24 protein-coding genes are annotated in these 26060 nt (G+C 58.1%); 12 read left to right on the plus strand and 12 right to left on the minus strand.

Going from position 1 to position 26060, the window contains the following annotated elements; translation table 11 throughout:
- Positions 1–166: 166 nt before the first annotated feature.
- The 3 genes from AC07UI_RS09035 to AC07UI_RS09045 all read right to left on the minus strand — a co-directional run bounded on the left by AC07UI_RS09035 (position 167) and on the right by AC07UI_RS09045 (position 4579).
- A complete protein-coding gene (locus tag AC07UI_RS09035) occupies positions 167–1450 on the minus strand; it encodes an NAD(P)/FAD-dependent oxidoreductase (protein ID WP_494992470.1) in 1284 nt (427 codons plus the stop codon).
- 52 nt (positions 1451–1502) lie between these two features.
- Positions 1503–2993, minus strand: a complete 1491-nt coding sequence (locus AC07UI_RS09040) for an aldehyde dehydrogenase (RefSeq protein ID WP_494992157.1) — start codon at positions 2991–2993, stop codon at positions 1503–1505.
- A 209-nt stretch (positions 2994–3202) separates the two neighbouring features.
- Entirely contained in the window at positions 3203–4579 is a 1377-nt protein-coding gene (locus AC07UI_RS09045) for a glutamine synthetase family protein (protein WP_494992158.1), read from the minus strand.
- Positions 4580–4858: 279 nt separating this feature from the next.
- On the opposite strand from AC07UI_RS09045, the gene AC07UI_RS09050 reads away from it, so the two are divergent.
- From AC07UI_RS09050 to AC07UI_RS09070, 5 genes are all read left to right on the plus strand, one after another.
- A complete protein-coding gene (locus tag AC07UI_RS09050; protein ID WP_494992159.1) occupies positions 4859–5635 on the plus strand; it encodes a gamma-glutamyl-gamma-aminobutyrate hydrolase family protein in 777 nt (258 codons plus the stop codon).
- Between the two features lie 330 nt (positions 5636–5965).
- Positions 5966–7108, plus strand: a complete 1143-nt coding sequence (gene potA / locus AC07UI_RS09055) for a polyamine ABC transporter ATP-binding protein (RefSeq protein ID WP_494992160.1) — start codon at positions 5966–5968, stop codon at positions 7106–7108.
- A gap of 29 nt (positions 7109–7137) precedes the next feature.
- On the plus strand, positions 7138–8019 hold the full coding sequence (locus AC07UI_RS09060) for an ABC transporter permease subunit (protein ID WP_494992471.1): 882 nt from the start codon (positions 7138–7140) through the stop codon (positions 8017–8019).
- Complete coding sequence (locus AC07UI_RS09065; RefSeq protein ID WP_494992161.1) at positions 8016–8900, plus strand: ABC transporter permease subunit; 885 nt, start codon at positions 8016–8018, stop codon at positions 8898–8900. Before AC07UI_RS09060 ends, AC07UI_RS09065 begins: the two co-directional genes overlap by 4 nt.
- A 216-nt stretch (positions 8901–9116) precedes the next feature.
- Entirely contained in the window at positions 9117–10214 is a 1098-nt protein-coding gene (locus AC07UI_RS09070; protein ID WP_494992162.1) for a polyamine ABC transporter substrate-binding protein, read from the plus strand.
- Positions 10215–10400: 186 nt separating this feature from the next.
- On the opposite strand, the gene AC07UI_RS09075 is transcribed toward AC07UI_RS09070, so the two are convergent.
- The 4 genes from AC07UI_RS09075 to AC07UI_RS09090 all read right to left on the minus strand — a co-directional run bounded on the left by AC07UI_RS09075 (position 10401) and on the right by AC07UI_RS09090 (position 12713).
- Positions 10401–10853, minus strand: a complete 453-nt coding sequence (locus tag AC07UI_RS09075; RefSeq protein WP_494992163.1) for a hypothetical protein — start codon at positions 10851–10853, stop codon at positions 10401–10403.
- A gap of 157 nt (positions 10854–11010) precedes the next feature.
- Positions 11011–11274: a hypothetical protein gene (locus AC07UI_RS09080; RefSeq protein WP_494992164.1), complete on the minus strand. Its 264-nt coding sequence runs from the start codon at positions 11272–11274 to the stop codon at positions 11011–11013.
- Positions 11275–11342: 68 nt separating this feature from the next.
- On the minus strand, positions 11343–12116 hold the full coding sequence (locus tag AC07UI_RS09085) for a molybdopterin-dependent oxidoreductase (protein ID WP_494992165.1): 774 nt from the start codon (positions 12114–12116) through the stop codon (positions 11343–11345).
- Positions 12117–12119: 3 nt separating this feature from the next.
- Positions 12120–12713, minus strand: a complete 594-nt coding sequence (locus AC07UI_RS09090) for a cytochrome b/b6 domain-containing protein (RefSeq protein ID WP_494992166.1) — start codon at positions 12711–12713, stop codon at positions 12120–12122.
- A 612-nt stretch (positions 12714–13325) separates the two neighbouring features.
- Between AC07UI_RS09090 and AC07UI_RS09095 the strand changes: the two genes are divergently transcribed.
- Both AC07UI_RS09095 and AC07UI_RS09100 read left to right on the plus strand, forming a co-directional pair.
- Positions 13326–13766, plus strand: a complete 441-nt coding sequence (locus AC07UI_RS09095) for a CBS domain-containing protein (protein ID WP_494992167.1) — start codon at positions 13326–13328, stop codon at positions 13764–13766.
- A gap of 204 nt (positions 13767–13970) precedes the next feature.
- The gene (locus tag AC07UI_RS09100; protein WP_494992168.1) at positions 13971–14672 is read left to right on the plus strand and encodes a VIT1/CCC1 transporter family protein; all 702 of its coding nucleotides are present in this window, start codon (positions 13971–13973) and stop codon (positions 14670–14672) included.
- Positions 14673–14748: 76 nt separating this feature from the next.
- Here AC07UI_RS09100 and glsB read toward each other — a convergent pair whose 3' ends face one another.
- Complete coding sequence (gene glsB / locus AC07UI_RS09105) at positions 14749–15657, minus strand: glutaminase B (protein WP_494992169.1); 909 nt, start codon at positions 15655–15657, stop codon at positions 14749–14751.
- Between the two features lie 356 nt (positions 15658–16013).
- On the opposite strand from glsB, the gene AC07UI_RS09110 reads away from it, so the two are divergent.
- Positions 16014–16856: an NAD-dependent protein deacetylase gene (locus AC07UI_RS09110; protein ID WP_494992170.1), complete on the plus strand. Its 843-nt coding sequence runs from the start codon at positions 16014–16016 to the stop codon at positions 16854–16856.
- 437 nt (positions 16857–17293) lie between these two features.
- On the opposite strand, the gene AC07UI_RS09115 is transcribed toward AC07UI_RS09110, so the two are convergent.
- Both AC07UI_RS09115 and AC07UI_RS09120 read right to left on the minus strand, forming a co-directional pair.
- Entirely contained in the window at positions 17294–18337 is a 1044-nt protein-coding gene (locus AC07UI_RS09115) for a DUF3592 domain-containing protein (RefSeq protein WP_494992171.1), read from the minus strand.
- A 193-nt stretch (positions 18338–18530) separates the two neighbouring features.
- Complete coding sequence (locus AC07UI_RS09120; protein ID WP_494992172.1) at positions 18531–19490, minus strand: LysR family transcriptional regulator; 960 nt, start codon at positions 19488–19490, stop codon at positions 18531–18533.
- A gap of 100 nt (positions 19491–19590) precedes the next feature.
- On the opposite strand from AC07UI_RS09120, the gene AC07UI_RS09125 reads away from it, so the two are divergent.
- Both AC07UI_RS09125 and AC07UI_RS09130 read left to right on the plus strand, forming a co-directional pair.
- The gene (locus tag AC07UI_RS09125) at positions 19591–21012 is read left to right on the plus strand and encodes an aldehyde dehydrogenase family protein (RefSeq protein ID WP_494992173.1); all 1422 of its coding nucleotides are present in this window, start codon (positions 19591–19593) and stop codon (positions 21010–21012) included.
- A 373-nt stretch (positions 21013–21385) separates the two neighbouring features.
- Positions 21386–22048, plus strand: a complete 663-nt coding sequence (locus tag AC07UI_RS09130; protein WP_494992174.1) for a dihydrofolate reductase family protein — start codon at positions 21386–21388, stop codon at positions 22046–22048.
- A 276-nt stretch (positions 22049–22324) separates the two neighbouring features.
- Here AC07UI_RS09130 and AC07UI_RS09135 read toward each other — a convergent pair whose 3' ends face one another.
- Positions 22325–23215 carry a LysR family transcriptional regulator gene (locus AC07UI_RS09135; protein ID WP_494992175.1) on the minus strand — a complete coding sequence of 297 codons (891 nt, stop codon included), beginning with the start codon at positions 23213–23215 and terminating at the stop codon, positions 22325–22327.
- Positions 23216–23316: 101 nt separating this feature from the next.
- Here AC07UI_RS09135 and AC07UI_RS09140 point away from each other — a divergent pair, with 101 nt between their 5' ends.
- Positions 23317–23733 (plus strand): ester cyclase, encoded by a 417-nt coding sequence (locus AC07UI_RS09140; protein ID WP_494992176.1) that lies wholly within the window; start codon positions 23317–23319, stop codon positions 23731–23733.
- A gap of 557 nt (positions 23734–24290) precedes the next feature.
- Here the strand turns inward: AC07UI_RS09140 and AC07UI_RS09145 are convergent.
- Positions 24291–25190 (minus strand): LysR family transcriptional regulator, encoded by a 900-nt coding sequence (locus AC07UI_RS09145; protein ID WP_494992177.1) that lies wholly within the window; start codon positions 25188–25190, stop codon positions 24291–24293.
- 143 nt (positions 25191–25333) lie between these two features.
- Here AC07UI_RS09145 and AC07UI_RS09150 point away from each other — a divergent pair, with 143 nt between their 5' ends.
- Positions 25334–26032 (plus strand): CoA transferase subunit A, encoded by a 699-nt coding sequence (locus AC07UI_RS09150; protein ID WP_494992178.1) that lies wholly within the window; start codon positions 25334–25336, stop codon positions 26030–26032.
- The last annotated feature ends 28 nt before the right edge of the window (positions 26033–26060 follow it).

The raw sequence follows: 26060 nt of genomic DNA on the forward strand, positions 1-26060 counted from the left end.
TCGTTCATGAAACCTCCAAGTTGGCGAAATCATATCGCCCTTAAGAGGTGTCCGGAATTATTAGGCCAGTTCAAGCTTGCTCGCGATGGCGGTGTGTCAGGCGACATCAATGTTGAATGTGTCGACCTCATCGCGAGCAGGCTCGCTCCCACATGGATTGCGCCGCTTAGATGCCGAAACGGTCACGCAGCGCGTAATACGCGGCGCCCATGGCGGTCAGTGGCGCCTGGAAGGTTCGGCCGCCGATCATCGGCATGTGTGGCAAGGACGCAAACGCGTCGAAGCGCTCGGCGTCGCCGCGGATCATTTCCGAGATCAGTTTGCCGGCCAGGTGCGAGCAAGTGACGCCGTGGCCGCTGTAGCCCTGCATGTAGTAGGCGTTCTTTTCGATACGGCCGAATTGCGGCATGCGCGACATGGTCAGCAGGAAGTTGCCGGTCCAGCGGTAGTCGATCTTCACGTTCTTGAGCTGCGGGAAGGTCTTGAGGATTTTCGGCTTGATCAGTTGCTCGATGTCATCCGGCTCGCGAGCGCCGTAGACCACGCCGCCGCCGTAGAGCAGGCGGTTATCGGCCGTGAGACGGTAGTAGTCGAGCAGGTAGTTGCAGTCTTCGACGCAGTAGTTGTTGCTGATCAGGCTCTTGGCCACTTTGGCCGACAACGGCTCGGTGACGACGATCTGCGAACCGCACGGCATGCTCTTGCGCGTCACGCGGGCGTCGAGGTCCTGGTTCAGGTAGGCGTTACCGGCAATCAGCAAGTACTTGGCCCGTACCACGCCCTTGGCGGTTCTGACGACAATCGGCTCACCGTAGGTGATTTCGAGCGCACCGGATTGCTCGAAGATTTTCCCTCCCAGGCCAATGATGGCGGCTGCCTCACCCAAGGCCAGGTTCAAGGGGTGTACGTGACCGCCCTGCATGTCCAGCAGGCCGCCGATGTAGTTGTCCGAGCCGACTTCTTTGGCGATGTCTTTTGCATCGAGCATTTTCAGGTTCTGGTTGCCGTAACGCTCCCAGCTGCTTTTTTGCTCGGCCAGACCTTTGAGCTGCTTCTTGTTCAGCGCCGCGAAAATACCGCCAGGCTTGTAGTCGCACTTGATGTCGTACTGTTTTATGCGCGAACGAATGATGTCCGCGCCTTCGAAGATCATGCTGCCGAGGATTTCTGCAGTCTTGTCGCCGTAGCGCTGCTCGATGACATCGACGTCACGGCTATAGGAGTTGACCAGTTGGCCACCGTTGCGACCGCTGGCGCCGAAGCCGACTTTGGCGGCTTCCAGCACCGTGACGCTGTAGCCCGCTTCTGCGAGAAACAGTGCCGAGGACAAACCGGTGTAGCCTGCGCCGATCACGCAGACATCGCACTCGACCAGTTGATCGAGCACCGGAAAATCGATGGTCTCGTTGCGGGTCGCGGCGTAGTAGCTGTTTACATGTTTTTGCATGATTGAATTCCCGAGCGGTCGCACGCAGATGTCGGCGACCGCTGCTGTGAAAATGTTAGAGCTTGATCCAGGTCGCTTTGAGTTCGGTGTACTTGTCGAACGCATGCAACGACTTGTCGCGACCGTTACCCGACTGTTTGAACCCACCAAACGGCGCAGTCATGTCGCCACCGTCGTACTGGTTGACCCAGACACTGCCGGCACGCAGACCACGAGCGAAGGTGTGGGCCTTGCTCAGGTTGCTGGTCCAGACACCGGCCGCCAGACCGAAGATGCTGTCGTTGGCGATGTGCAGGGCTTCTTCAACGGTGTCGAAGGTGATGAGCGACAGCACCGGGCCGAAGATCTCTTCCCGGGCAATCGTCATCGCGTTGGTCACGCCATCGAAAATCGCCGGCTCAACGTACAGGCCGCCCGTTTCTTCGAGGGTGCGCTTGCCACCCGCGATCAGTCGAGCGCCCTGCTCCTTGCCGACTTCGATGTAACGCAGCACGGATTCCAGCTGGCGCTGATCGACCACTGCGCCGACCGTTGTCGCCGGGTCCAGGGCATGCCCCGGTTTCCAGGCTTGCAATGCTTCCACCAGCAGCGGAATGAACTGCTCGCGGATCGAACGCTCCACCAGCAAACGCGAACCTGCGGTGCAGACTTCGCCCTGGTTGAAGGCAATGGCGCTGGCCGCTGCCTGTGCTGCCGCGCGCAAATCCGGCGCATCGGCAAACACCACGTTCGGGCTTTTCCCCCCCGCTTCAAGCCAAACGCGTTTCATGTTGCTTTGCCCGGCGTAGACCAGCAGTTGCTTGGCAATCGCGGTCGAGCCGGTGAACGCCAGCACATCGACATCCATGTGCAAGGCCAGGGCCTTGCCAACGGTGTGACCGAAGCCCGGCAGGACGTTGAACACCCCTTTGGGGATCCCCGCGTCCAGCGCCAGCTGAGCAATCCGGATCGCCGTCAGCGGCGATTTTTCCGAAGGCTTGAGGATGAACGAGTTACCCGCCGCCAGGGCTGGCGCGAACTTCCAGCTGGCCATGATCAACGGGAAATTCCACGGCACGATGGCCGCGACCACGCCCGCCGGTTCACGAGTGATGAGGCCCAACTGATCGTGCGGCGTCGCCGCCACTTCGTCGTAGATTTTGTCGATCGCCTCGGCGCTCCAGCGGATCGCATTGGCGGTCGCGGGTACGTCGATGGCCATGGAATCGCTGATGGGCTTGCCCATGTCCAGCGTTTCCAGCAGCGCCAGTTCTTCCTGGTGATCCAGAATCAGATCGGCGAAACGAATGAGGATGCGCTTGCGCTCTGCCGGGGCCAGTCTGGCCCAGACGCCGGACTCAAACGTGCGACGCGCAACCTGCACCGCCACATTCGCGTCGGCTTCGTCGGTGCTGGCGACGTTCGCCAGAAAGCGACCGTCCACCGGGCTCATGCATTCAAAGGTGTCGCCGCTGAGTGCCGAGCAGTATTGGCCGTCAATGAATGCCCGGCCTTCTAGTGTCAAGGACTGAAAGCGTTGCTCCCAGTCGCTGCGAGTAATTGCCATTGAAGTGACTCAACGCAGAGAAATAAGTAGTCGTCGGACTGATGCCCTGTAGGAGCTGAGCTTGTTCCGGGCGGCGTTCCGACGATGGCGGTGTGTCAGGCGACATCAATGTTGACTGACACACCGCCATCGCGAGCAAGCTCGGCTCCTACAGGGGTTGTGTGTCGGGCACAACAAATGTGAACGACAGCTCCTACAGGTTGTTCGCCTCAGACCGTGTGCAAGTACCAGTTGTACTCAAGGTCTGAAATGGAGTTTTCAAACTCGGCGAGTTCGCTTTCCTTGCACGCCACAAACACATCGATGTACAGCGGGTCGATGTAGCGAGCCATGACTTCGCTGTCGTCCAGCTCGCGCAAGGCATCGCGCAAGTTGTTCGGCAGGCTCTGTTCGTTCTGCTCGTAGCTGTTGCCTTCAACCGGTGCACCCGGCTCGATCTGGTTGGTCAGGCCGTGGTGAATGCCGGCCAGGACCGACGCCATCAACAGGTACGGGTTAGCGTCGGCGCCGGCGACCCGGTGCTCGATACGTACGGCGTCAGCCGAGCCCGTCGGAACGCGTACCGCAACGGTACGGTTGTCGATGCCCCAGCTCGGCGAATTCGGCACGTAGAACTGTGCGCCGAAACGACGGTAGGAGTTGACGTTCGGGCAGAGGAAGGCCATCTGCGCCGGCAGGGTCTCGAGCACACCGCCGATCGCGTGACGCAATGCGGCGTTCTGCTCGGGATCCTCGCTGGCAAAGATGTTGTTGCCTTCTTTATCAAGGATCGAAATGTGCACGTGCAGACCGTTGCCCGCCTGGCCCGGGTAAGGCTTGGCCATGAAGGTGGTGTCCATCTCATGGTCGTAGGCGATGTTCTTCACCAGACGCTTGAGCAGCACCGCGTAATCGCAGGCTTTCACCGGGTCGGAAACGTGATGCAGGTTCACTTCGAACTGCGCCGGCGCACTTTCCTTGACGATGGCGTCGGCAGGGATGCCCTGCTCTTTCGCGCCTTCAAGGATGTCTTGCAGGCAATCGACGTATTCGTCCAAATCGTCGATCAGATACACCTGAGTCGACATCGGACGCTTGCCGGACACCGGCGAACGTGGCGACTGCGGACGACCGTTCACGTTGTCCTGGTCGATCAGGTAGAACTCAAGCTCGAATGCGGCGCAGATGGTCAGGCCCATTGCATCGAACTTGCTCACGACCTGACGCAGCACTTCGCGAGGATCGGCGAAGAAGGGTTCACCTTCGAGTTCGTGCATGGTCATCAGCAATTGCGCGGTCGGGCGCTTCTGCCAGGGTTCGATGCACAGGGTGCCGGGGATGGGATAGCAGATTCGGTCAGAGTCGCCGATATCCAGGCCCAGACCTGTGCTTTCTACTGTAGAGCCGTTGATATCCAGGGCAAACAGCGAGGCCGGGAGGTTAATGCCTTTTTCGTAGACCTTGTGGAGACTGGTGCGCTCGATGCGCTTACCGCGCACCACGCCGTTCATATCCGCAATCAGAAGGTCGACGTACAAAACCTCAGGATGTTTCTTAAGGAATGCGTTCGCTTCGTTGAGCTGAACGGCACGCAGGGGTACCGACATGATGCACCTATTATGTTAATTATTATGTTCACCGCCCTTTCACGAGCCCAGTCAATCCGAAAGGCAAAGTGAAGTCAATAGCGAACAGAGCACCATCAGCGTTGAATTTATTTGCCGTGTCAGCCGCTCATCGACCGTTTTACTGCCTAAAGCCCGCGCCAGCTCAGATCCTCAGCTCCTTTTCCGTTTAGAATTTTTTACATGAGAGTTGTTAATTAAAATCAACAAGGCTAAGCTCCGGAAAAGCTCGTTCAAGTGTGAAACTTCGAGGTGATAAAAATGGCACTCAAGCCATTGATCGGCGTTACTGCGTGCGTCAAAGATATTGGGCTGCATCCCTACCATGTCAGCGCAGACAAGTACGTACGTGCTGTCAGCGTTGCTGCACTGGGGCTCCCGGTAATCATTCCTTCCCTGGCTGAACTGACCGATATAGACGGTCTGCTCGAGCATCTGGACGGCCTGCTGTTTACCGGCTCGCCTTCCAACGTGGAGCCATTCCACTATCAGGGCCCAGCCAGCGAACCGGGGACGGCACACGATCCTCAGCGCGACGGCACCACCCTTCCCTTGTTACGTGCAGCCGTGGCGGCGGGCGTTCCAGTGCTCGGCATCTGCCGCGGCTTTCAGGAAATGAACGTGGCGTTCGGTGGCAGCCTTCATCAGAAGGTCCACGAAACCGGCACCTTCATGGATCATCGCGAAGCCGATCATCCTGACCTGGCCGTCCAGTACGCCCCGGCGCATGCCGTCAATGTTCAACCTGGCGGCGTGTTCGCGGCACTCGACCTGCCCCCGGTGATTCAGGTCAATTCCATTCACGGCCAAGGCATCGACAGGCTGGCACCCGGTTTACGGGTCGAAGCCATCGCGCCCGATGGATTGATCGAGGCCTTCTCTGTTGATAGAGGGCCTGTCGAGCACGGCCAGGCATTTGCCGTTGGCGTGCAATGGCACCCGGAATGGCAGGTCCTGTCGAACCCTCCCTACTTGAGTATTTTCCAGGCGTTTGGCGACGCGTGCCGGCAACGCGCGGCGCTGCGTAATACGCGCTGACTTAAAACTCGATTAATCAATTTACTGCCCTCGTGAGTCTGGCGGGCGCGCCCTTGCGCATCCGTGACTCACGAAAACAACAAACCGCAATAACAACAAGTACGACCAGGCAGCCAGGACGGCGGCGCCGAATTAGCCCGACCGGCACGGGTAACCCTGTAGGAGCCGAGCTTGCTCGCGAAGAGGCCCTGACAGTCGACATCAATGTTGACTGTCAGGCCGCCATCGCGAGCAAGCTCGGCTCCTACAGGGGCCCCTGGCGCGGGTTTGCAATCAACTATTAAGTCAGGCCGCTTTGGCCGGACTACTGACACCGGTTGGGAGTTTTACATGGCAAACGCCTCCAGCACTTACAGGAAGGCTCTAGAAGGCAACCCGCACCCAAAAAAGGTGCTGGTTAAAGTCGACCGCGTAACCAAGAAATTCGACGAGACAACTGCCGTCGACGATGTCTCCCTGGATATCCACCAGGGTGAAATCTTCGCGATGCTGGGTGGCTCAGGCTCAGGCAAATCGACACTCCTGCGGATGCTGGCAGGCTTCGAGCGCCCGACCGAAGGGCGGATCTACCTCGATGGCGTAGACATTACCGACATGCCGCCCTATGAGCGGCCCATCAATATGATGTTCCAGTCCTACGCCTTGTTTCCGCACATGACCGTGGCGCAGAACATTGCCTTTGGCCTGAAGCAGGACCGGCTTCCCGCCAGCGAAATCGAAGCCCGCGTCGAAGAAATGCTCAAGCTGGTTCATATGACCCAGTACGCCAGACGCAAGCCGCATCAACTCTCTGGTGGTCAGCGTCAGCGAGTGGCGCTGGCGCGCTCCCTGGCCAAGCGACCAAAGCTGCTGCTGCTCGACGAGCCCATGGGCGCACTGGATAAAAAGCTGCGCTCGCAGATGCAGCTCGAACTGGTCGAGATCATCGAGCGGGTCGGCGTGACCTGCGTAATGGTGACCCACGATCAGGAAGAGGCCATGACCATGGCCCAGCGCATCGCCATCATGCACCTGGGCTGGATTGCCCAGATCGGTAGTCCGGTCGATATCTACGAAGCACCCGTCAGCCGCATGGTGTGCGAATTCATCGGCAACGTGAATGCGTTCGACGGTTTCGTCACCGAAGACCAGGAAGGTCACGCCATCATTCAGAGCCCGGACCTCGAGCAGAAGATTTACGTGGGCCACGGCGTCAGCACTTCTGTGCAAGACAAGTCTGTCACCTATGCCATTCGCCCAGAGAAGTTGCTGGTGTCCACGATCAAGCCCGAGACCCGCTACAACTGGTCCAAAGGCAAGGTTCACGACATCGCCTACCTGGGTGGGCATTCGGTCTTTTATGTGCAATTGCCCGGTGGAAAGATCGTTCAGTCGTTCATGGCCAACGCTGAACGCCGCGGCGCACGCCCGACGTGGGACGACGAAGTCTATGTGTGGTGGGAAGACGACAGCGGCGTGGTACTGCGCTCATGATCACTATCAACAAGCGGATTCAGCGCCTGATACCGAGTGGTCGTAAAGTCGTCATCGGTATTCCCTTCCTGTGGCTGTGCCTGTTTTTCATGCTGCCGTTCTTCCTGGTGATGAAGATCAGCTTCTCCGAAGCAGCCTTGGCCATTCCTCCCTACTCGGAGATCTACACCTTCGCCGAGCAGAAATTCCAACTGTTTCTGAACATCAGTAACTATGCGCTGCTGGTCGGTGATGAGCTGTACATCTCTGCCTACCTGGGCTCGCTGAAGGTCGCTTTTTTCAGCACGCTGATGTGCCTGTTGATTGGCTTCCCGATGGCCTATGGCATCTCCAGGGCCCGCAAGGAGACGCAGACCGTGCTGATCCTGCTGATCATGATGCCGACCTGGACGGCGATCCTGATCCGGGTTTACGCCTGGATGGGTATCTTGAGCAATAACGGTCTGCTGAACGCATTCTTGATGTGGACAGGTCTGACTCAGCAGCCCATAGAAATATTGAACACCAACACCGCGGTGTACATCGGGGTGGTGTACGCCTACCTCCCCTTCATGGTGCTGCCGCTCTACGCCAACCTGGTCAAGCATGACCAGAGCCTGCTGGAGGCCGCATCGGACCTGGGTTCGAGCACTTTCAACAGCTTCTGGAAAATCACCGTGCCACTGGCCAGGAACGGCATCATCGCCGGCTGCATGCTGGTGTTCATCCCGGTGGTGGGTGAGTTCGTGATCCCGGAACTGCTCGGCGGGCCGGAAACCCTGATGATCGGCCGCGTGCTGTGGCAAGAGTTCTTCAACAACCGTGACTGGCCGGTAGCGTCCGCCCTGGCCGTGGTGATGCTGGCGATCCTGATTGTGCCGATCATCCTCTTCAACCGCAGCCAAGCCAAAGAGATGGAGGGACGGGCATGAACCGTTTCGGGTTTTCAAGACTGATGCTGGTACTCGGCCTGTTGTTCATCTACGCGCCGATGCTGATTCTGGTGATCTACTCGTTCAACGCCTCCAAGCTGGTGACCGTGTGGGGCGGATGGTCGGTGAAGTGGTATGTCGGCCTGCTGGACAACACCCAGCTGATGGGCTCGGTGGTGCGCTCGCTGGAAATCGCCTGCTACACCGCCATTGCGGCGGTGGCGTTGGGCACCCTGGCGGCCTTCGTGCTGACCCGCGTGACCCGCTTCAAGGGACGCACGCTGTTCGGTGGCCTGGTGACCGCGCCCCTGGTGATGCCCGAAGTGATCACCGGTCTGTCGCTGTTGCTGCTGTTCGTGGCCATGGCGCAGCTGATCGGCTGGCCCCAGGAACGTGGCCTCGTCACTATCTGGATCGCCCACACGACGTTCTGTGCGGCCTATGTGGCGGTGGTGGTCTCGGCACGCTTGCGTGAGCTGGACCTGTCCATCGAAGAGGCGGCCATGGACCTTGGCGCGCGGCCGTGGAAGGTGTTCTTCCTGATCACCATCCCGATGATCGCGCCATCGCTGGGGGCGGGCGGCATGATGTCCTTCGCCCTGTCGCTGGACGACCTGGTGCTGGCCAGCTTCGTGTCGGGTCCGGGTTCGACGACCTTGCCGATGGAAGTCTTCTCGGCAGTGCGTCTGGGCGTGAAACCCGAGATCAACGCCGTGGCCAGTCTGATTCTGCTGGCTGTCTCTTTGATCACGTTCCTGGTCTGGTATTTCGGTCGCAGGGCCGAAGCCAATCGCAAACGCTCGATTCAAGAAGCCATGGAACAGACCACGAGCGAATCCTGGAAACAACCCGAGCAACAACTAGCGGGTGCGGCAGCCTAGTGGCCCGTGTGGCCAGTTCTGTTAGTCAACTTCGGCGCCAGAAGCCCATATCCTGCGTTGCTGTTCCTCGCCATAGCGGGCTATGACTCGTCACAGCGCCTTGGCTATGGACTTCTGGCATCCGAATTTGAGCTAACGAACTAGCCGTACAGGCCACTAGCAGCCGCGTTTCAATGATGGTGCCGCGAATTACACGATAAAAATGGAGTTGTACGCATGAAAATGTTTGGCAGGACTCTGCTTACACTGTCCTTATTGGGCGCGGTCGTCACTTGCGCCCAGGCCAATGACAAGGTGCTACGCGTCTACAACTGGTCGGATTACATTGCACCGGACACCGTCAAAAAGTTCGAAGACGAGACAGGTATCAGTGTCGTCTACGATGTGTTCGACAGTAATGAAACCCTTGAGGCCAGGTTGCTCGCCGGCAAGTCGGGCTACGACATCGTCGTGCCCTCCAACAGTTTTCTGGCCAAGCAGATCAAGGCCGGGGTCTATCAGCCGCTGGACAAGTCAAAGCTGCCCAACTGGAAAAACCTCAACCAGACACTGTTGAAAAATGCCTCCGTCAGCGACACCGATAACAGCCACGCCTTCCCCTACATGTGGGGCTCGATCGGTATCGGCTTCAACCCGCAGAAGGTCAGGCAGGCCTTGGGCAAAGACGCTCCGGTGAACTCCTGGGACCTGCTGTTCAAACCGGAAAACGCGGCAAAACTGAAATCCTGCGGCATCAGTTTCCTGGACTCGCCTACCGAGATGTTGCCGGCCGCCCTCCACTATCTGGGCTACCCGGTGAACTCCCGGGACAAGCAGCAGATCGCCGAGGCCGAAGCGCTGTTCATGAAAATCCGCCCATCGGTGGCCTACTTCCATTCATCCAAATACATCTCGGATCTTGCCAACGGCAACATTTGCGTAGCCGTTGGTTACTCCGGTGATGTGCTCCAGGCCAAGGCGCGCGCCAAGGAAGCGGGTGACACCGTGAACATCGCCTACAGCATCCCGAAAGAAGGTGCGGGCAGCTTCTATGACATGGTCGCCATCCCCAGGGACGCGGCAAACGTCGAAAACGCCTACCTGTTCATGAACTTCCTGATGCGCCCGGACATCATGGCCCAGATCACCAACAGCGTGGGTTACAGCAACGCCAACTCAGCAGCCACGCCATTGGTTGATGAGGCGATTCGTGACGATCCAGGTTCGTATCCACCGCAAGAGGTAATGGCCACGCTCTATGCAATACCCGACCTGCCCATCGCTACCCAGCGGTTGATGACGCGCGGATGGACACGAGTAAAACTGGGCAAATAGACAACCTGCGCGCCTTTGCGGGCGCGATACGCAACTCCGTTCATGCAGCGACTTACCAACGCGGCATCAACATGAACGGCTTAACCTGGCCTCCCTCGGTTCAGGTGTTTTTTTGGGCGCCCTCGGGCGCCTTTTTTCCCTTTGGCCCCGAAACCCGGGACGACTCAGGCGGACATCGCTGACTGATCACTGAGGAGCGGCTTCAGAGCAGCCGGACTTGTTGTACATCCCGGTATGCTCTGGGGAACCTTTATGGATGTCCTCCGTTGAAACATACATTTCGACCTGCGCCTGACAGTGCCCGCTTTGCGTCAAGACAACATTTCCGGGCGCGTGGTCAATTGGGCAGGCACTGCCTCTTTTGAGCACGATATAGGCGTGTTTTTCATCATGACTCAGCAGGCTCTGCACAGAGAAGGCACACTGACCCAGGGTGATTTTCTCACCTGACAGCTGGAACTCGGGAAGTGCCTGCTCCTTCGAAGAAGGATTCCATGTCCCTTCTGCCCAACTTCCAGAGACAGACTTCTCGATGCCAAACGAAGCCTTCTCAGACGTTTCGTTTTGATTGCAGGCGACTGAAAAAAGGACGCCGAGCAAAACGAAAGGCGCGACTGAAAACCTGACGGCTCGGCTCATGTCCTGCCTCCGGCATCGGATGTCTCAGACCCTACTAGCCAGTGTGTCCGGAGCATCCGTTGCTCTTGCGAGCACCCGACCGGGTTCTCCAGTACACGACAGTGCTCCATCCGGCAATTGTCTGACATTGCCGGTTTAGCTGGAGCGACCGGGCGCCCTACTGCTTCATCGTGTCTTTGCTCATATCATCCTTTTTTTCCATGCTGTCTTTTTTCATGGCGCCACTCTTCATCTTGTCGCCCTTGGTCTTGTAGTGGTGCTTGGTCTTCGCGGTAGAGCTTTTCATTTCATCCTTTTTCATCGTCCCCTTGTCCATCGACTCCTTGTACATATCACCCGTACCTGTTTCAGCTGCAATCAGCGGGGCGGCGGCCAGCCCCAGAACAACGGCGGCAACCGCAGTAGCAATCAGCTTTTTCATGTCACTCTTCCTCTATAGTTCGCGTTAACGACAGCCGCAACGCGCCGATTTTCAGGACAGTCGATCACTCAACTGCCACTGAACCAGTTGTAACCCTGATCCTCCCAATAGCCACCGGGGTAATCATTGGTCACAAAAATCTCCACAACATGTTTGGGGTTCTTGAAACCCAGTTTGGTCGGCATACGCAGCCGCAGGGGGTAACCGTATTCCGCCGGCAACACCTGATCGTCATAGCTCAGGGTGAGCAGAGTCTGCGCGTGTAGAGCGGTGGGCATGTCGATGCTGGTGTAATAGTCATCGGCGCATTTGAGTCCGACATATTTGGCACGGGTGTCGGCGCCCACACGTTGCAGAAAAGTAGAAAAAGTCACCCCACCCCATTTGCCGATGGCGCTCCAACCCTCCACGCATATCAGGCGCGTGACCTGACTGGTTTGCGGCAACTGGTTCAGCTCGGCGAGGGTCCAGCTATGTTTATCCTGGACCAGACCGCCAACCGCGAGTTTGAAATCATCGCCTTCGATGTCCGGAATGCCATCGCGGTCGTAATAGGCGTTGAACGGAAAGGGGCGTGTCATCATCGACTCAGGATAAGTCGGTGCCAACCTGCGCGGATCGAATAGCGCCGCCTGCACCTTGTCGTTGAAGCGCGAGACCATTTTCAGCATGGACTCCACGGAGTCGTCGTCATCGAGACGACAGCCCGTCAGCAGGGCAATCCCACCCAGCGTCCAGACATGGCGAAGAAATTGTCTACGCGCGGGCAGGTCGAGTTCCAGCGCCACCGACTGGATGATGGCGGACTCATCAAGCCCGTCTTTTTTAATTTTCCTGACCATGGTTCAGTGTCCGCGCAGCATGGCAACCAGTGTGCGCGGCACGAGGGCCACCATCACCAGATGCACCACGATAAAGGCGACCAGCAAGGCCATGCAGACAAAATGCACGATACGCGCCGAGTCATAACCCCCCATCAGCTCCCTGAGCAGCGGAAACTGCACCGACTTCCAGATCACCAGGCCCGAGAGCACGAGCACAATCAGATCGAGTACGACAAAGAGGTAAGCGAGTTTTTGCAGGGAGTTGTATTGCCGCAAGTCAGCGTGGGCGAGTTTGCCCCTGAGGGCGGCCAGCAAATCATGAAAGACTTCGCCAGGGCGTATCGGGAAAAACTTGTAGGCGATGCGCCCGGAAAAAATATTGAGCAGAAGGTAAAGAATGCCATTAATGACCAGTACCCACATCGCCGCAAAATGCCAAAGCAGTGCACCCGCCAACCAGCCGCCCAGAGTGATGCCAGCGGGAATCTGAAAGGAAAAAATCGGAGAGGCGTTGTAGATACGCCAGCCGCTCATCACCAGGATGATGACCGCGATGACGTTGACCCAGTGGGTCAGCCGGAGCCAAATCGGGTGAATAGTCTGGGAGCTACTCATAATCCCTATCCTGCCGGTACAGTGCCGGCCAATCCCCCCCGGCCACCACGAAGTGTGCTGGCTCAATCCCCCCTTTTTAACCGGCGACTCCACTGGAGTCGCAAACAGCGCCGACCTGTCGACGTATCTACCAAGACTAGCATCGGCTTTCAGGTGCCGTTTTTTATTATTCGTCCGGGCATTTGGCGCACTCAACGCCACACCGCAGGCTAACCCAGGCCTGCGACTGATCAGCTGTGCGGATGACGCTCAGCCGATGAAAATAAAAAAGGTGCCTGACGTCGGCACCCAAGACCAGCCTCTCAACCAAAGGAGTCCATAGAGAGGAGGCAGTACAACAACTGTAGCTCACAGAACCTGTGACGGTGAGTCCGCTGCGTGAAGTTGTGCAGCAGATCCAGCTCGACTCCGTTGCCGAAGCCGCAATAGTAGCGCGCCGAAATCAACCCGGTTGCCGCCGACCTGCGGCGAATGCAAAAAAACACCTCGATGACGTTTTTTGATTGTGTGTGTGCCGCTTTGGTCCTTGCCCTGTTGGCGTATCTCTACGATTCTGTATAGACCGTCAGGGCGGTTCGCGGCCGCCCCAAGTTCAGCACTGGAGAGGCCCGCATGAAGACCGTTGCCCAACTTCTGAAGTTAAAGGTCAAGCACAACCAGCAAGTCCACACTATCGCCCCGGACCAGATGGTGCTGGAAGCCCTCATGATGATGGCCGAGAAAAATGTCGGCGCACTACCAGTGTTAGAGCATGGCCTGGTGGTCGGCGTTATCAGCGAACGCGACTATGCGCGCAAGCTGGTCCTGCATGGGCGGTCCTCGGTCGGCACGCCTGTCAGAGACATCATGAGCTCGCCCGTGGTGACGGTGGACTCCCATCAAACTATCGAGACCTGCATGGGCATCATGACCGACAGTCATTTGCGCCATTTGCCGGTGGTGGAGAACGGACAACTGCTGGGGTTACTGTCCATTGGCGACCTGGTCAAAGAAGCCATCGCCGAGCAGGCCGACCTGATCCGGCAACTGGAACAGTACATCCGCGGAGATTAGTTGAGCGTCCAGTGGAACATCCCGTCGTCGCCAAACGCTGGGGAATGACACGCACACGCTGCGCGAGCAAATCAACGTCGGATCGATTGTCGCTGGACGCCTCCAGGAGCAGATTGGAACTCGCTGAAGCAGCGAACCACCGGCTCGTTCACAGATGCCGGCTGTTGATCAGCGTCGGCTCAACGACAGTGGGTGATTGCAACGATGAAGCGCTTTCGCAGACACGCGGAGTCCCATAGAAACGACCGGATCGGCTGGCTTCGCGCCTCGGTACTGGGTGCCAACGATGGCATTGTATCGACCGCGAGTCTTTTGATCGGGGTTGCCGCGGCCCAGGCCACCCACAGCACATTGCTCATCACCGGTATTGCCGGGCTGGTGGCGGGTGCGATGTCGATGGCGGCGGGAGAATACGTCTCTGTGCACTCCCAGGCGGATAGCGAACGGGCCGATCTTTTGCGCGAACAAACAGAGCTTGAGACCAACCCGCTGGCTGAACACTATGAGCTGGCGAGCCTCTACATGGATCGCGGCGTTGAACCTGAGCTGGCCAGAAAAGTGGCTACGCAATTAATGGCACATGATGCACTGGGCTCCCATGCTCGCGACGAACTGGGCATTTCCGATGCGTTCAGCGCCAAACCGCTGCAAGCGGCATTGGCCTCGGCGGCCAGTTTTTTTGTCGGCGCAGCATTGCCCCTGGCCGTCACGTTCCTCGCTCCGACTCAGAGCGTTATTCCATGGATATCAGGCATGTCACTGGTATTCCTGGGAACATTAGGCGCTATTGCGGCCAAGGCTGGCGGTGCCAGCCTGCTGCCGGGGGCATGGCGAGTGACACTGTGGGGGGCCCTCGCCATGGCGATTACTGCGCTGGCGGGCATCTCATTCGGTGCAGCGGTCTGACTGAACCGGACTGGGCGCCATAGCGATCATCGTGATCGACCGCACGTTGACCCCCATCCCGGCAACGCCCACCCGCCTAGAACACCGACCACCCGATTCTCTGACTCAGCAACTCCAGAGCGGCCATACCGGCCAGCGAATTACCGGCAGCGTTCAGTTCCGGTGACCAGACGCAGACGGTAAACCGCCCCGGCACCACCGCCACGATGCCACCGCCCACACCACTCTTGCCCGGCAAGCCGACGCGATAGGCGAAGTTGCCGGCTTCGTCATAAAGGCCACTGGTGGCCATGATCGAGTTGACCTGCTGGGTTTGACGCGGGGTCAAAATTTGCGCGCCGCTGTGTTTGCAAAAACCGTCGTTGGCCAAAAAGCAGAACGCGCGGGCCAGATCCACACAACTCATGCGCAGTGCGCAATGGCTGAAGTAGCTGCGCAGCACCGCTTCAACATCGTTGTGGAAGTTGCCGAACGATTGCATCAGGTAAGCCATGGCCGCGTTTCGGGCGCGGTGCTGGTATTCCGACTCAGCGACCTTCCCGTCAACCAGCACCTGCATATTGCCGGACAAACGTCGGACGAAATCACGCATCGACAACGCCGGTGCAGCAAAACGTGACTGGTTGATATCGCAGATCACCAGTGCGCCAGCATTGATGAACGGGTTGCGTGGGCGTCCGCGCTCGAACTCCAGCTGCACCAGCGAGTTGAACGGCTGGCCGGAGGGTTCGTGTCCCAGTCGCTCCCAGATCGCTTCGCCGGAATGATCGATGGCCTGCACCAGACTGAACACTTTCGAAATGCTCTGCACCGAGAACGGTGTATGCGCATCGCCCGCGCAAAAAAGCTCGCCGTCATTGCCATAGACGGCAATGCCCAATTGTTCGGCCGGCACATTACTTAACGCCGGGATGTAATCAGCCACCTTGCCCTGTCCGATCAGGGGGCGAACTGCATCAAGGATTTCGTTCAACAGCGCTTGCATGCTTGGGGTCCGTATCCACTCCCCGTGCGGCTGCGGGGATACTTTCACTAGACGCCGGGGACAATCTCAAGATCACAGTTGTGGTTGCATAACGAAGGCGATGGACCGACCCGTAGCAGCTGCCGAAGGCTGCGTCCGGCTGCGCAGCAGTCGTAAATCCTGCTTCCACGGTTTGTCTGGAATACCGCAGTGCCTGATTTTACGACTGCTGCGCAGACGAACGCAGGCTACGCCAGCTGCTACGGATTGATGCAAGCCCGCAGCCGCTTCGCATTGGCTCCAAAGCAGACTATCTTTTCCTGCCTGCACCTTGTTCTTAAAGCGGTTCATATCCGGTATTGGAATAGGTATTCAACATGATCGACGGCCAGCTCAGCAACCCTCTTGACACCCTTTACCACATGATGGCCGAGCAGCCATTGCTGGTCCTGACCGGCGCGGGCATCAGCACCTCTTCCGGGATACCGGACTACCGGGACAACGAGGGCGTACGTCGAGGAAAGGCACCGATGATGTATCAGGAGTTCCTCAGTGCACCGGCATCGCGGCGGCGCTATTGGGCGCGAGCGATGCTGGGCTGGCCACGGATCCGCCAGGCTCGACCGAATGCCGCCCATGAGGCGCTCGCCACGTTGCAAGCAAAGCAACGTATCGCCGGGCTCATCACGCAAAACGTCGATACCTTGCATGATCAAGCGGGCAGCCAGGATGTGATCGAACTGCACGGCAGTCTGCATAAAGTCGTTTGCCTGGATTGCGGACAACGTATTGATCGGCATGCGATCCAGATCGTCATGGAAGCGCAAAACCCCTATCTGGCCGGGGTCGACGCCGTTCAGGCACCCGATGGCGATACCCTGCTGGACCCGGCTTTCGAAGCACGATTCCAGGTCCCCCACTGCCCCCACTGTGACGGCGAACGGTTAAAGCCGGACGTGGTGTTTTTTGGCGAGAACGTCGCTCAAAGCACCGCCGCCAAGGCCATACATTGCGTCGAGCAGGCTGCGGGATTGCTGGTGGTGGGATCGTCGCTGATGGCTTACTCGGCCTTTCGCTTATGCCGCGCGATGGCCGAGCAGCACAAGCCGCTGATCGCGATCAACCTGGGTAAAACCCGCGCCGACGATCTGCTGGACCTGAAAATCGAGGCATCTTGCGAGCAACTGTTACCGCTCATGGCGGAACGTCTCAGCCACTGAAACCGTGGGTCTCCTACGGCCAGAAAGCACGGATACAGTTCTCAGGCGCGTGATCGGCAAGCCACCGACTGGACATACCGAGCGAAATCGTCATCGCCGACACGAGGGCAGGCAAGGGTGATCAACGCATCAGCCTCGGCCGGCAAAGCCAGTAATTTCCAGCGCGACTTCACCGGGCCACGGCCCGCGCTTGAATACCGTGTCCCCCGCTTCCGGGTGATACAGCGCCACGTTAGTGTCAGCTTCTCTAAATTTGAATGACCGCTTTCAGGGTTTGCGACTGGCGACAATGGGTCGATTTCGGTCGGTTGTGACAGGCAGAAATCGGCCAAAAGCTGCCTGCTGGAACCGGCTGAAATCGACCCGAAGCAGTCTTCGCTAACGATTGAACTCACAGGCCTGAACAGCCGTTCGGGCAGGTCCGGCGGCATGATGGGTCAGCCCGAAAATAAGTACTTGCCTTTGATTTTCCTGGGGGTGACGAAGACGAAGTCTGGAAAGATTTTTCCTCGGACGTACCAAACAAAAGCCAGGATAGCGATACTTATAGCTAATGCGATAGCGGTTGTTGCCGGACTCGATGTAAACCCCGCAAGCGATCTTGGGAATTGGGGAAGCGCAAGGAGTATGTACGCGTTGTAGGCGCCGACGCGATGGTTGTAGAAGCCCCATACCAAAAACAAGGGAATCAAGGTCATTGAAACACCCATAACCCATTTGGCCGTTGGTCCCATCCTGGCGCCGATATCCAATCCCAGAATGAATGCAATCAAAGCCTGAGCGAGCATTATCGTGATGAGAATGTTGACCTTGCGATCGTGCTCGTCACAACGAATTGGATCTGCATACGAGGCTATAAAGTAAGCAAGTTGACTGTCTTTTACACCCCGCCCGGAGAGTTGTGAAAACACTTCCGACTTTGCAGTGCCGGCGGCGAGTAGCTCGCGAACTTTTTCCTGAACTTCTTTCTTGCTCAAAGTTGAATGTGAAATGCTTTCTCTTTGCGTCAACTTGACAGATTTCTTAGCAGGAAACACCAGGACAGCTACGGCCCCGATAAAGGTTAGCGTGCCCAAGAAAACGCCGATGTAAAACCCCCCACCTAGTGAGTAAGTACCTGGCTTCACTCTACCCTGCTTTGCAGGGTCGACAAGAATTTCGATCACTTTTCCTTCCCTGAATGTTGCAACTGATCTTTCGACCGACTCCAGGCTGGTCCTGCAGGGCCGCAGCGATATTTCGAGCGGATAAGTGTATTGCTGTCCGTTCAACTCAAAGGTCACGTTAACCAGAGGGCAATAGGTCATACCCTTACTGCGCATCTCCTCAGAAATGGAGACAGTGGCGACAGTGGCATTCAACTTCTGCCAAGTCTTCGTCTCGTCCACCTCCTTGTACGAGGAAAGAGACACGAGAAGGCAGAGCAAGGCAAAGAAAAATAAAACAACGAACAGGGCCGTCCTTAGCAAGAAGGTCTTCATAAGGCTCCTTGGCCAACGTGAAATGGAGGTCAGTTGGGAAATGACACCTTGGCGGCAAGTCCCCCTGCGCGCGGTGTCATGATGCACTGAGGTTAGTCCGTAGATACTCAAATGCAATGCAACTTCCCGCGCTTCCGCTCCTGGCCGGTTTCTGCCGGTTCCCACCGGCAGCTTCACGCCCTGAGGAAGTCAGTCAACCTAAATCAAGGCTCTTGAGAAGCGGCGAGCGACGATTCCTCTTCCCCGCCACGCGCTCGCGTTTCGCGTCAGCGTATTCGCGAATCATGTCGGTCAGTGCGCGTAGTCCCGCTGGCACATGATGCCGGCCCGGATAGTACAGGCATAGCCCGTCTAGCGGCGGCGTCCAGTCTTCAAGCACCCGCACAAGCGTGCCGGCCTCCAGATCCGCGTTGACGTGCCATTCGGTCAAATACGCGAGGCCGAGGCCTGCGCGCGCCGCCGCCAGCATCAACCCCGGCTCGTTCAGCGTCAGCGCGCCGTCACCGTCGATGCGCACCGTCTCGCCGTGCCGTTGGAATTCCCACTGATAGATTGACCCGCTCGGCATCCGGCTGCGGATGCACCGGTGTGCACTGAGGTCCACAGGCGCGCACGGCGGCTTGTGCTGCGCAAAATACGCGGGGCTGCCAACGACGGCAAACCGCTGCCTGTCGCCAAAAGGCACCGCGATCATGTCCTGCGGCACGCTTCCCATCAGGCGGATGCCCGCGTCGAACCCTTCGACCACGATATCGATCAGCCGCCCTTCAGTGACGATGTCGAGCTTCATCTCGGGATAGCGCTGCAGGAATGCGATGAAGGCCGGCATCACCTGATTCGCCGCACCCACTGACGTATTGATCCGCAATGTGCCCGACGGCGTGTCGCGGAAGCTGCCGGCCTGCTCGAGCGCGGCATGAATGGTCGACAAAGCGGGCGCGATGCTGTTCACGAATTGCGCTCCAGCTTCCGACAGCGACACGCTGCGGGTCGTACGATTGAAGAGCCGCACACCGATACGCGCTTCGAGCGCCGCGACTGCGTGACTAAGCGCGGACGTCGACACGTTAATTTCGTTTGCTGCGGCGCGGAAACTGCGATGGCGTGCGACGGCCAGAACGGCTTCCAGTTCGCTCAGACCGGATGTCCTCATTGTCCTAAATCCTTCAACAGGTCATCCTCAATTGTACGGCTAGTCAGTGTAATGGCGACGATCTATCTTGTGCCTCTGACAACATTTTTCGGGGCCAACCATGCAAATCATCGACAAAATCTACATCGACGGCGCATTCGTCACACCGCATGGCAGCGAGTTCTTCGACCTCGTCAATCCGTCTACCGAGCAGGTAATTGGCCGCGTGCGCCTTGCCGACGCCGAGGACGCGTGCGTCGCCATCGCTGCGGCGAAGCGGGCATTCCCAACGTTCTCCCGTACGGACAAGTTCGAGCGTGTTGATATGCTCAAGCGCATGCATGCGGCTGTGGTCGCGAAAGAGAACGAGCTTTTCGAAGCCATTGTTGAGGAATATGGCGCACCTGTGTCTCGCGGCCGCTGGATGGCCCAACACGCGAGCAATGTGCTGCTGGAAGCGGCGAAGGTGCTTGAAGACTACGCGTTTGTCCGCCGCGCCGGGTCCGCCGAAGTGGTGATGCAGCCACTCGGCGTCGCCGGACTGATTACGCCTTGGAATAGCGACGCGGGCTTTATTTGCGGCAAGCTCGCGGCGGCGCTCGCCGCCGGCTGCACAGCCGTGGTCAAGCCAAGCGAGATGAGCGCCATTCAGACACGAGTCATCACAGAGGCGCTGCATGAAGCGGGGCTCCCACCGGGGGTGTTCAACATCGTCACGGGACTTGGCGAAACGGTAGGCGCGCAGATCAGTTCGCACCCCGACGTCGCCAAGCTATCGTTCACAGGATCAACGGCAGTCGGCAAGACGATTCTGCGCACTGCCGCGGAGACGCTTAAGCGCGTGACGCTGGAGCTCGGCGGCAAGTCCCCGGTGATCGTGCTCGACGATGCGAACTTCGACGAAGCCGTGCCGCTTTCGCTTCAGGCGGGCTTCTTGAACAGCGGGCAGGCGTGCATTGCCGGCACGCGCATTCTGGTGCCGCAGGCGCGGCTCTCAGAGTTCGAGAAGAAAATCGTGGACGCAGTCGCAGACATTCAGTCCGGCGACCCGCGCGACCCGCGCACGAGTATCGGCCCGATGGTGAGCCAGAAACAATGGGACCGAGTGCAGCGCTATATCCGCATCGGCATCGACGAAGGCGCGCGCCTGATCGCCGGTGGTGAGGGGCGTCCACACGGCGTCAACAGAGGCTGGTTCGTACGCCCTACCGTCTTCAGCCATGTGACGAACGATATGACCATCGCGCGTGAGGAGATATTCGGTCCGGTGCTCTCGATCATCGCGTACCGCGATACGGAGGACGCAATCGCGATTGCCAACGATACGACCTACGGCCTGCAAGCCTACGTATGCTCATCCGACGCCGGTCGAGCAAGCGCAGTGGCCTCGCAAATCGAAGCGGGACGCGTGCTTGTCAACACGCTCGCGCACGAACCGGCTGCGCCCTTCGGCGGGTTCAAGCATTCGGGTATCGGCCGCGAGAGCGGAACGTTCGGGCTTGAGGCGTTTCTCGAGCCGAAGGCGCTGCTTGGCGTATCGTGATCGAATGCGCGCCGGGTGGCCTCTGGACCTGACAACCTTGCCCTCCGAAGGGCCGGTCAGGCGACGCGGAGCGGACATTCGCCAATGTTGAGCCGAATGACCTCGAAGGGGCAATAGGCGCCCTTCCTGATAGACAGAAATCTGCCACTAGCGGGCGTTGAGCGTTGTTTCTGGCTTTTCTCCAAACCGGGCATTGATGCGGATTTACTGCCTTCAATGGTGTCCGGTACATTAACCGTAATATCGAGACAGCTCGGAAAGGACTCGCCGTGAAAAAAAAGCTTACGCGCGACACAATTTGTCCCTACTAATAAGCATGTCCGAACGCCGGCGTCCGCTGATTACCTGCCAGGCGTCCAAACGGAGGCAAACGATGACTCGGGTTCGCGTTGAGGGTTTCACCATCTCGCTCGACGGATACGGAGCAGGTCCGAATCAAGACATCAACAATCCGCTCGGCGTTGGCGGGACGGAACTGCACCAGTGGCTAGTCCCAACACGCACGTTCCAGCGGGCCTTGTTCGGCAAGGACGGCGGTACGACCGGGGTTGACGATGATTTCGCCGCCCGTGGCTTTCAGAATGTCGGGGCCTGGATTCTTGGGAGGAACATGTTCGGGCCCATTCGTGGGGACTGGCCGGACACAAACTGGAAAGGCTGGTGGGGAGATAATCCACCGTATCACGTTCCAGTCTTCATCTTGACCCATCATGCTCGTCCCCCCATCGAGATGGAAGGCGACACGACGTTCCACTTCATAACAGGAGGCATTCGCGAGGCGCTCGACCGTGCACGCGAGGCCGCTGCCGGAATGGACGTTCGAATCGGCGGTGGGCCGGACACAATCCAGCAGTATCTTCGTGAGGGCCTCATTGATGAACTGCACATTGCTATCGCGCCGGTCCTGCTCGGCCGGGGAGAATCGCTGTTCGAAGGGGTTGACTTGCGGGCTCTGGGATACGAATGCGTTGAATTCGTAGCGTCGGGAAAGGCCACGCATGTCGTCCTGCGACGCCAAGGGCACACGGACGCCTAACCACTCGCTGAAGACCGACGTCCCTGACGGGCAGCGGCCTTAGCTCGGACGTCAGTGTCAGCTTCTCGAAATTTGAATGACCGCTTTCAGGGTTTGCGACTGGCGACAATGGGTCGACTGCGGCCCTTGGTGACAGGCAGAAATCGGCCAGAAGCAGTCATTCACCGCAACAGTGAAATATCCTTCAGCTCAGTCCCACCGGCACGCTATTCCAGGCTGCCAAGACAGCCGGGCTGGAGGAGTGAATACATAGTGCCAATGAACGGACCCCGTCGGTCACTTACCTGCACCAAATTGCTCTGTAGCAAACTCCAGAAAGCTCCTCAGCTTCGGTGTCATACGCCGATCAGGGGCATACAGAATGTGCACCGGTCGTGTTGGCGCGCTGTATTCCGGAAGCAGGACAACCAAGCGTCCGCGATCCAACTCGTTTTTCACCAGATCAAGAGGTTGGAGCATGATCCCGATCCCTGCCAGCGCAGCCGACAGTAGCGGCTCCCCGTGATCGGCCATGAATCGACTTGATACAGGTACGGAAACGCGTCCATCCGGGCCATCAAACGTCCAATGCGTTCTAAGATCCGTGTGCATAAATCCCAGACACTCATGATGCTGAAGGTCGCTGGGATGCCTTAGTGGAGCACTAGAGGCTAAATAGGATGGAGTTGCGCACAAGACCAGCCGATAGGGGGCCAGTGACCGCGCTATCAAACCGCTGTCTGATAATTCACCAACCCTGAAAACCGCGTCGTACCCCTCTTCTATCAGATCGACAGCGCGATTGGACAACGTGAGTTCTACCGCGACCTGCACAAATGCCTTCATGTACTGCGGCAGCTTCGGCGCCAAGGTGTTCATGCCGAAGCTCACCGGCGCATTGACCTTCAGTCGCCCACTAGGCACCAATCTTGTCTCGGCTGCGAGGCTTTCGGCTGCCTCGACCTCAGCAAGGATAATCCTGGTCCGTTCGTAAAACGCTCGGCCGATATCGGTCAGGCTTTGACGCCGTGTTGTGCGGTTGATTAAACGCACCCCGAGATGCTGCTCCAGCACCTGCACATGCTTGCCTACCAATTGCGGGGACATCTGGAGCGCGTCTGCTGCGGCCGTGAACGAACCCAAATCAACGGCCTTGACGAACACACTCATGCTGCTAAGTCGGTCCATTACAAACATTCCATTTGGAATGTCTAAAAATAACACGTATTTATCATGTATCACTTCCAGTTCTAAACTTTGGTCATCCCACCGCAATGCGAGCAATGATCATGACAACCGAAACCAACAAGACGGCGATGATTCGCTTCCTTGATTTCATCAACACCGCGAGTGAAGCGCTTGCCCAAGAACTCATTTCCCCCGATGCCGTCTTCCATGTGCCGGGACGCCCCGAGCCCGTGAAAGGACCGCAGGGTTACCTGGAAATCATCGACATGATGCGTTCCGGCTTTCCTGATATTCAATGGACACTCGAAGAGATGATCGCCGAGGACGATAAAATCGCTGCCCGTTTCATCATGCGCGGGACTCACCAGGGAGCATTCTTCGGTGTCCCGCCGGCCGGCAAGCCAATCGAGGTCCAAGCGATGAACTTCTATCGCTTGGCGGGCGGGAAGTTCATTGAGGAGCGAGGTCAACCAGATCTGCTGACCCTGTTGCAGCAAATCGGCGCAATCCCAGTCTAATCTCGAAAGTCCTATATCGGGTCGATTCGGTCAGTCGTGACAGGCTGGAGTCAGCTGTGGATTCAACCGGTCGATGCAACAAATTCGAAGGTGCCGGCTTACCCTATCCAAGACAGTTTCTCGAACCTCTCGGTGAGGTACGTGTCGGCACTCCTCAAGGATCAAACATTCGCTGGATGCCGTCGTCAGCTTGGCTATACGTGCTGGGTGCAGAACAGACCCGTACTCGTCGTCTTCGCCATGAATGGCAAGCAATGGGCAGTGAATCGAGGCGATACTGCTTTCAATTGTCCAGCCCGCGAAGGTCTCCGATAACCAGGTCTCCGTCCAGGCCGACAGCACCCATTGTGCCTTGTCGCCGTGGTACTTCTGGAGTCGCTCCATCTGCCCCGCGTTCGCGAATAGCGCCTTGGCGACCCGAATACCCTGGAGTGTCCGATCTTCAACGAACGCCTGTGCGGACTCGGTGATCAGTGCCGTGCAGCGTCCGTGCAATTACCCAGCTCCCGGCCCATTTCCTGATGAGCTGATTAAAGCAAAGGGTTTTGGGAAAGCAATCACGACACTGAAAACCGCTCCCCCAGCCTTTCATCCTGCAAGATATCAAATAGCGCCTGAGCCGCCGCCGATAACTCATGACCCGGTTTGGTCAGCACACCGATCGCTCTCATCAGCGGATCGCGCAGGGTGATGCAACGCGCGCCCAGCTCATGCATCTGCCCGGCACACAACGCCGGCACCGCGCTCACCCCCAACCCGCTGGCAACCATCCGCCCGACCGTCGCCAGCTGGTGACTCTCCAGTTCAACCGGGAGTTTCATGTTGCGGGCCTGCAGGTGTTCCTCAAGCATGACGCGCACCGTCGAGGGCCTTTGCAAGGTAATGAAGGGCAGCTTCAACAGGGATTCCCAGTCGGTTTCCCCGCAGTCCGCCAGCGCTGAATCACTGGGCACCACGGCCACGAACCGGTCGATATACAAGGGCGTGAACGCCAGCGACGAACTCTGCTGCGGTTCGAAGGCCACCCCCAGCTCCACCTGACGATCGCGGACCATCTCCAGCACCTGCTCGTTGATCACGTCGTTCACCGTGACGTTGACCTTGGGGTAGCGCGCACGAAAGGCTTTCAGGATCGGCGGCAGCAGATTGCCGGCAAACGATGGTATCGCCGCAAGAGTCACCCGGCCTTGTTGCAGGGTGAAGCGTTGACGCAGTTCGTCCTCGGCGTTGTCCCAGTCGGCAATCAGTCGTCGAGCCAGCGGCAGCAGCGCTTCGCCTTCCGGGGTCAGCGTGACATTGCGTGTGGTACGGCTGAACAGTCGGCCACCCAGGCCTTCCTCCAGCGCCTTGATCGTCAGGCTGAGGGCCGACTGCGAAAGATGCAGACGCTCGCAGGCCACGGCAAAACTGAGGCTTTGCGCCACGGCGAGAAAGGCGCGGATCTGCTTGACGGTCATCAGTGACGCCTCCAGGGATCGATTGTTTAATTTTATCTATTAATCAACCTTAAAAATCAACTTAACAAATAAATAATCCAGAGCAACACTCTTGCCCATACGGCTAGCCAGCCGCCCACAAAGAATAAAAGAGGATGGTGCATATGGCAGGTTTCGATAAGCGCGTGGCTTCCTACGAGGAAGCGTTGGCCGGCCTGGAAGACGGTATGACCGTCATCTCCGGCGGCTTCGGTCTGTGTGGTATTCCGGAAAACCTGATCGCCGAGATCAAGCGCAAAGGCACTCGCGAACTCACCGTGGTCTCGAACAACTGCGGCGTCGACGGTTTCGGCCTCGGCGTGCTGCTGGAAGACCGGCAGATCCGCAAGGTGATCGCGTCCTACGTCGGCGAAAACGCCCTGTTCGAGAAGCAACTGCTCAGCGGTGAAATCGAAGTCGATCTGACCCCGCAAGGCACCCTGGCTGAAAAAATGCGCGCAGGCGGCGCTGGCATCCCGGCGTTCTTTACCGCCACCGGATACGGCACCCCGGTTGCCGACGGCAAGGAGACCCGCGAATTCAAGGGTCGCCCGTACCTGATGGAAGAATCCATCACCGGCGATTTCGCCATCGTCAAAGGCTGGAAAGCCGACCACTTCGGTAACGTGATCTACCGCCACACCGCACAGAATTTCAATCCGCTGGCCGCCACCGCCGGCAAGATCACCGTGGTCGAAGTCGAAGAAATCGTCGAACCGGGCGAGCTGGACCCAACGCAGATCCATACCCCTGGCATCTACGTTGACCGGATCATTTGCGGCACGTTCGAGAAGCGCATCGAACAGCGCACCGTGCGCTCCTGATCCCTTCCCTTCCAGCCCGAAGCTCTTG

Source organism: Pseudomonas sp. GW821-FHT04C07 (assembly GCF_059420325.1).

Bases quoted from the DNA above. Each gene is read 5' to 3' on its own strand.
- AC07UI_RS09040 (WP_494992157.1), bottom strand. From the start codon at position 2,993: ATGGCAATTACTCGCAGCGACTGGGAGCAACGCTTTCAGTCCTTGACA.
- AC07UI_RS09045 (WP_494992158.1), bottom strand. From the start codon at position 4,579: ATGTCGGTACCCCTGCGTGCCGTTCAGCTCAACGAAGCGAACGCATTC.
- AC07UI_RS09050 (WP_494992159.1), top strand. From the start codon at position 4,859: ATGGCACTCAAGCCATTGATCGGCGTTACTGCGTGCGTCAAAGATATT.
- potA (WP_494992160.1), top strand. From the start codon at position 5,966: ATGGCAAACGCCTCCAGCACTTACAGGAAGGCTCTAGAAGGCAACCCG.
- AC07UI_RS09065 (WP_494992161.1), top strand. From the start codon at position 8,016: ATGAACCGTTTCGGGTTTTCAAGACTGATGCTGGTACTCGGCCTGTTG.
- AC07UI_RS09070 (WP_494992162.1), top strand. From the start codon at position 9,117: ATGAAAATGTTTGGCAGGACTCTGCTTACACTGTCCTTATTGGGCGCG.
- AC07UI_RS09075 (WP_494992163.1), bottom strand. From the start codon at position 10,853: ATGAGCCGAGCCGTCAGGTTTTCAGTCGCGCCTTTCGTTTTGCTCGGC.
- AC07UI_RS09080 (WP_494992164.1), bottom strand. From the start codon at position 11,274: ATGAAAAAGCTGATTGCTACTGCGGTTGCCGCCGTTGTTCTGGGGCTG.
- AC07UI_RS09085 (WP_494992165.1), bottom strand. From the start codon at position 12,116: ATGGTCAGGAAAATTAAAAAAGACGGGCTTGATGAGTCCGCCATCATC.
- AC07UI_RS09090 (WP_494992166.1), bottom strand. From the start codon at position 12,713: ATGAGTAGCTCCCAGACTATTCACCCGATTTGGCTCCGGCTGACCCAC.
- AC07UI_RS09095 (WP_494992167.1), top strand. From the start codon at position 13,326: ATGAAGACCGTTGCCCAACTTCTGAAGTTAAAGGTCAAGCACAACCAG.
- AC07UI_RS09100 (WP_494992168.1), top strand. From the start codon at position 13,971: ATGAAGCGCTTTCGCAGACACGCGGAGTCCCATAGAAACGACCGGATC.
- glsB (WP_494992169.1), bottom strand. From the start codon at position 15,657: ATGCAAGCGCTGTTGAACGAAATCCTTGATGCAGTTCGCCCCCTGATC.
- AC07UI_RS09110 (WP_494992170.1), top strand. From the start codon at position 16,014: ATGATCGACGGCCAGCTCAGCAACCCTCTTGACACCCTTTACCACATG.
- AC07UI_RS09115 (WP_494992171.1), bottom strand. From the start codon at position 18,337: ATGAAGACCTTCTTGCTAAGGACGGCCCTGTTCGTTGTTTTATTTTTC.
- AC07UI_RS09120 (WP_494992172.1), bottom strand. From the start codon at position 19,490: ATGAGGACATCCGGTCTGAGCGAACTGGAAGCCGTTCTGGCCGTCGCA.
- AC07UI_RS09125 (WP_494992173.1), top strand. From the start codon at position 19,591: ATGCAAATCATCGACAAAATCTACATCGACGGCGCATTCGTCACACCG.
- AC07UI_RS09130 (WP_494992174.1), top strand. From the start codon at position 21,386: ATGACTCGGGTTCGCGTTGAGGGTTTCACCATCTCGCTCGACGGATAC.
- AC07UI_RS09135 (WP_494992175.1), bottom strand. From the start codon at position 23,215: ATGGACCGACTTAGCAGCATGAGTGTGTTCGTCAAGGCCGTTGATTTG.
- AC07UI_RS09140 (WP_494992176.1), top strand. From the start codon at position 23,317: ATGACAACCGAAACCAACAAGACGGCGATGATTCGCTTCCTTGATTTC.
- AC07UI_RS09145 (WP_494992177.1), bottom strand. From the start codon at position 25,190: ATGACCGTCAAGCAGATCCGCGCCTTTCTCGCCGTGGCGCAAAGCCTC.
- AC07UI_RS09150 (WP_494992178.1), top strand. From the start codon at position 25,334: ATGGCAGGTTTCGATAAGCGCGTGGCTTCCTACGAGGAAGCGTTGGCC.